5 protein-coding genes are annotated in these 4,771 nt (G+C 72.6%); all 5 read left to right on the top strand.

The window, feature by feature from the left end:
* Positions 1–603, top strand: a 603-nt coding sequence (locus VIB55_RS13025) for a pyridoxal-phosphate dependent enzyme (protein WP_331877084.1), incomplete at its 5' end; no start/stop codon positions are given.
* Positions 603–1,166, top strand: a complete 564-nt coding sequence (locus tag VIB55_RS13020; RefSeq protein WP_331877083.1) for a gamma carbonic anhydrase family protein — start codon at positions 603–605, stop codon at positions 1,164–1,166. The genes VIB55_RS13025 and VIB55_RS13020, both read left to right, overlap by 1 nt.
* Positions 1,163–2,320: a M42 family metallopeptidase gene (locus VIB55_RS13015; RefSeq protein WP_331877082.1), complete on the top strand. Its 1,158-nt coding sequence runs from the start codon at positions 1,163–1,165 to the stop codon at positions 2,318–2,320. Before VIB55_RS13020 ends, VIB55_RS13015 begins: the two co-directional genes overlap by 4 nt.
* Entirely contained in the window at positions 2,317–3,441 is a 1,125-nt protein-coding gene (gene thiO / locus VIB55_RS13010) for a glycine oxidase ThiO (RefSeq protein WP_331877081.1), read from the top strand. The genes VIB55_RS13015 and thiO overlap by 4 nt, the downstream gene beginning before the upstream one ends.
* Before the next feature lie 445 nt (positions 3,442–3,886).
* Positions 3,887–4,771 (top strand): diguanylate cyclase domain-containing protein (locus VIB55_RS13005; RefSeq protein WP_331877080.1); only part of this gene is annotated, 885 nt, incomplete at its 3' end.

The raw sequence follows: 4,771 nt of genomic DNA, 5'->3' as shown, positions 1-4,771 counted from the left end.
CGCGAGGTGGAGGGCGGCTGGGACGAGACGGCCATCGCGGCCGAGGAGTACGCGTCCGTCACCGGCGCCTGGTACGTGCACGCGTTCAGCGACCCGGCTGTCGTGGCGGGTCAGGGGACCGTGGGACTGGAGATCGTCGAGGATCTGCCGGATGTGAAGACGATCATCGTCCCCGTGGGCGGCGGGGGGATGATCGGCGGCGTGGGGGTGTTCGCCCGGGCCGTCGGCGGAATCCGCGTCGTCGGCGTGCAGACGGAGGAGACCGCGGGGATGCACGCTTCGCTCGCCGCCGGGTCGCTCGCTTCCCCCGCCTACGGGCCGACCCTGTGCGAGGGGCTTTCGGGCGACGTGGACGAGCGCAGCCTTGCGCTGGCGCGCGAGGTGGTGGACGACCTGGTGCTCGTCTCCGAGGCGTCGGTGCGCCGCGCCGTCCGCGCCCTGTTCGTGGAGGAGGGGCTGGTGGCCGAGGGCAGTGCCGCGGTGGCTGCCGCCGCGCTCATGGAGGGCGCGGTCCCCGGCCTGGATGGACCCGTGGCCCTGGTGCTGACGGGCGGCAACCTCGACGCCCGGCGCCTGGCCGAGATCCTTTCCGACGACTCCTGATGGCCATCATCCTTCCCTTCGCCGGGATCTTTCCGCGCATCCACCCGACCGCCTTCGTGGCCCCCAATGCCACGGTGATCGGCAACGTCACCATCGGCGAAGAGGCCAGCGTGTGGTTCGGCGCGGTGATCCGCGGCGACGAGCCGGAGTTCGAGATCCGCGTGGGCGCCCGCACCAGCGTGCAGGACAACGTGGTCCTCCACGTCAGCCGCCAGGGCGCCACCCTGATCGGCGACGACGTGACCATCGGCCACGGGGCGGTCCTGGAAAGCTGCACGGTGGGGAGCGGCGCGCTGATCGGGATGAACGCGGTGGTGCTTCAGCGGGCCACGGTCGGCGACGAGGCGCTGATCGCGGCGGGCGCCGTGGTTTCCGCGGGCGGCACCGTCCCTCCGCGCACCATGGCGGCGGGCTCGCCGGCGGTGGTGAAGAAGGAGCTGGAGGGGGCTTCGCTGCGGTGGGTGAGCAGCAGCGCCGGGCACTACGTGAAGCTGTCGCGCGGCTACCTGGCCGCCGGCGTCGGGCGGGTGCACCAGGCCGGGGAGACAGGAGAGAGCGGATGAGCGACTTCAGGGCCCGCGACGAGGAACGAACGAGCGTGAGCCAGGGCGATTCCCGGCCCGCCGCCGCTCGTTCCGAACCGTCCCCGGCACCGGTGGTGAGCCCCGGCGGAGGCACGGAGCGGATGGAGGCGCTGCTGCGCGACCTCTGCTCGCTTCCCGGGCCCACCGGGCAGGAAGAGGCGGTGACGGCCTGGGTGCGCCGCGAGTGGGAGGGCCGCGGCGAGGTGACGGCGACCGCGGTGGGCAACCTGTTCCTGCGCATTCCCGGCCGGGGCCCGCGAGTGCTGCTCGCGGCCCATGCGGACGAGCTGTCGCTGATCGTCCGCTCGGTGACGGCCGACGGCTTCCTGCGCGTGCTGCCGGGCGAGCGCGACCTCTTCTCCTTCCCGTACTTCGTGGGCCAGCGCTTCCGGCTGCTGGCGGACCACGGCCCCGTCGTCGGCATTTTGGCGACGACCACGGGCCACGCCATGACCCCCGAGCAGCGCGGACGCACCGAGCTGGGGTGGGACGACCTGTTCGTGGACGTGGGGATGACCGCCGCCGAGGTGGCGGAGGCCGGCATTCACGTCGGCACGCGGATGGTGTGGGACCCCGGCATCCAGAAGGTGGGCCGGCTGCTGGTGGGCAAGGCGATGGACGACCGGCTGGGCGTGGCCGTTCTGGTGGAGCTTTCGCGACGGCTGGCGGAACGGGCGCCCCGCTTCGACGTCACGTTCGCGCTCACCGTCCAGGAAGAGATCGGGATGATCGGGGCGAGCAGCGTGGCGCGCGACGGTCGGGCGTTCGACATCGGCTTCATCATCGACAACGGGCTGGCCGGCGACATTCCCACGGTGCAGGACGAGCACGTTCCCGTTCGCCTGGGCGGTGGACCGGCGCTGGTGCACCGCGATTCGTCCGTCCACTACTCGCGCCGGCTGATCGCCCGGATGCACGCGGTGGCGGAAGCGCACGGCATCCCCGTGCAGGACGTAGTCTTGTATCACTACTCGTCCGACGGTGCGCACCTGGTGCGGCAGGGGATGGAGACGCTGCTGGTGGCGCCGCCCATCCGCTACTCGCACTCGCCGTTCGAGGCCGTGGACCCGCGCGACGTGGAGCACGCCGTCCGCCTGTTCGAGGCCTTTCTGACGGAGGCCACGCCGGAGTGAGGGACGAGCGCACCGCCGACGTGGTGATCGTCGGCGGGGGAGTGATCGGGTGCGCCATCGCCCGCCGCGCGGCTCGCGGCGGGCTTTCCGTCGTCGTGGTGGAGCGCGCCACACCGGGGATGGAAGCCTCGTGGGCCGCGGCGGGCATGCTCTCTCCGCTGGCGGAGGCGAACGGGCCGGGTCCCTTCCTGGACCTGCTGGTCCGTGGCCGCGAGATCTACCCGGACTACGCCGCCGCGCTCCGCGAGGAAACGGGCGTGGACGTGTGCTACGCCGACGCGGGGACGCTGTTCGTGGCGCTGCGGGAGGAGGACGACGAGGAGCTGTGCGCGCGGTGGCGATGGCAGTCCGCGGCGGGCCTCGCTGTCGAGCGGCTCTCCGCGTCCGAGGCGCGCGAGGCGGAGCCCGCCCTGTCGCCCGCCGTGCGGATGGCGCTTCGCTTTCCCGGCGACCACCAGGTGGACAACCGCGCGCTGGGCCCGGCGCTGTGGTCCGCCGCGGCCCGCGCGGGCGTCCGGTTCCGCCTGGGCGAGCAGGCGGTGCGGCTGCTGCGGGCGGGCAATCGCGCCGCGGGGGTGGAGCTGGCCGGGGGCGAGCGCATCCACGCGGGCGCCGTCGTTCTGGCGGGCGGTGCGTGGGCGGGGATGATCGAGGGGCTTCCGCGGCCGGTGCCGGTGGAGCCGGTGCACGGGCAGCTGCTCGCGCTGGAGGCGGTGCCCCCCATGTTCCGCCACGTGGTTGACTCGCCGCGCTGCTACCTCGTCCCGCGCGCGGCGGGGCGGGTGATCGCCGGCGCGACGGTGGAGAGCACCGGGTATCGCAAGGCGGTGACGCCCTGGGGCGTGCGCCGGCTGATCGACGGCGCGGTGGAGATCGCCCCCGCGCTGGAGCACGCGCCGCTCGCCGAAACCTGGTCCGGCCTGCGCCCGGGCACCCCGGACGGGTTTCCCATCCTAGGCCTCGATCCGGAGGTGGAGGGGCTGGTGTACGCGACCGGCCACTTTCGGAACGGCATTCTCCTCGCTCCGCTGACCGGGGAGACGGTCGGCGGGCTGCTGTGCGGGGAGCCGTGGGGGGCGGAGATGGCGCCGTTCGGGATCGAAAGATTCAGGGAGGAATGATGGCTACCGGGCAGAACCCTGGCCTCTTCAGGGGGCCCTCGCCTCCCCGGGCGAATGAATTCGCTGCAACGACTACACGAAGTCCGCCTTCGCGGAGTGGCTTGTTCGGGGGCACTCCGCGGCTTCATTGCGCGCCCCGGGGAGTGGATGAGTCCGCCGACTGCGTACAGCCTCCCATGCGGGGTGAAGGCTTTATTCGGCCCCGAGATGGATCGTGGGCGCGCCACTTGGGTCTTGCTCCACCCAGGCAGGCCAGTCCACGCAGGTGGACTTCGTGTGTTTGTTGCAGCGACTTCAGTCGCCCGGGACGGGAGCAGGCGACTTCAGTCGCCCGGGACGGGCCCGCCCGAAAACTCCGCATCCCGCCTTGGCGAACCCCGCTGCTCCCGTTAGCATGTGTGTCGCCTGGCGCCGAGCACACGCCTTTCATCCGCTGATTCTTCCCATGCCGCACCGCTTCCGCACCCTTTTTCAGTACACCGCGGACGCCGTTTGCCTGGCGGATGCCGACGGCGCCATCGTCGAGGTGAACCCTGCCGCCACGGTGCGCTTCGGCCTGACCGCCGACGGCACCGCGCACCTTCGCGACCTGCTGGCGGACCCCGCCGAGTGGGCCGCCGTGGCCGACGATCTGCTGCGCGGCGAAGACGTGGTGGCGCGGACGGTCCACGTGCGCGCCGCGGCGGGCGAGTCCGAGCTCGCCGCGCTCACCTGCGTGCAGATGCGCACCGGGCTGGGCGGGCAGATCCAGGCCATCATCCACCGAGGCGACCACCCCGCCCTCGAGGCCCTCGACGAGATGTACGACGAGCAGACGGGGCTGCCCAACCGCGAGGCGTTCGTCGCGCAGCTCACACGTGCGCTCTCCGGCCGCCCGGGACGTGCCGTCCACCAGATCGCCGTCATCCACGTGGACCTGAACCGGTTCCAGCGCATCAACGAAACGCTGGGCCACGAAACGGGCGACACGGTGCTCTCGATGACGGCGCAGCGGCTGGACGCGTGCATCCGCCCGGGCGACGTGGTGGCCCGGGCCCGGGGCGACGACTTCCTGGTGCTGCTGAACGGGGTGAGCGGCGAGCACGAGGTGGTGCGCGTGGCCGAGCGGATCGCGCGGGCGCTGACGGGCGGCTACGGCGTAGCCGGGCACGAGGTGTTCTGCGGATCGGACGTGGGCGTTGCCCTGGGCGAGCCGGGGACGGCCACCCCCGAGGGCATGCTGCGCGCCGCCGAAGCCGCCATGTCGCGCGCGCGCCACTCGGGACGGGTGCAGGTGTTTCGCCCGGAGATGCACACCGAAACGATCTCGGCGCTGCGCCTGGACGCCGAG

Origin of the sequence: Longimicrobium sp., assembly GCF_036554565.1 — a bacterium.
Taxonomy (GTDB): domain Bacteria; phylum Gemmatimonadota; class Gemmatimonadetes; order Longimicrobiales; family Longimicrobiaceae; genus Longimicrobium.
The sequence above is the reverse complement of the archived record's forward strand: the minus strand, read 5'-3'. Positions and strand labels throughout refer to the sequence as shown.